Annotated in this window: 2 protein-coding genes; both read left to right on the top strand. The window is 48.6% G+C overall.

Going from position 1 to position 280, the window contains the following annotated elements; genetic code table 11:
* Nucleotides 1–90: DUF8466 domain-containing protein (locus QWY29_RS21350; protein WP_500684588.1), on the top strand; the 90-nt coding region annotated here is incomplete at its 5' end.
* A 31-nt stretch (nucleotides 91–121) separates the two neighbouring features.
* Nucleotides 122–280 (top strand): DUF3873 family protein (locus tag QWY29_RS20250; protein ID WP_439117462.1); only part of this gene is annotated, 159 nt, incomplete at its 3' end.

Here is a 280-nt window from a genome sequence, read left to right on the forward strand (position 1 = left end):
TTCGGCTCACACCATTTCTACCTGCACCAACGCTACACAAGCAACCCCGAAATGGTGATGAAGAACAGAGTTCTGTCAGTACATTTTTAACCATCTAAAAAGCAACATTATGACAACACGAATGACCATCAACGGAGTAAGCACCTGCGCGGAAGCAGGTACGGAGAAATACGAGCGTTTCCAATCGGGTATCGGAAGACGCAGGCGGACACTTGTGCAGTACGACTACCGCCACCCCATAGACAGAGAATTGTTCTCTTGTGTCAAACCCACGTTGGAC

It is taken from the genome of Nocardioides abyssi (genome assembly GCF_030412915.1).
In the GTDB taxonomy this organism is placed as follows: domain Bacteria; phylum Actinomycetota; class Actinomycetes; order Propionibacteriales; family Nocardioidaceae; genus Nocardioides; species Nocardioides abyssi.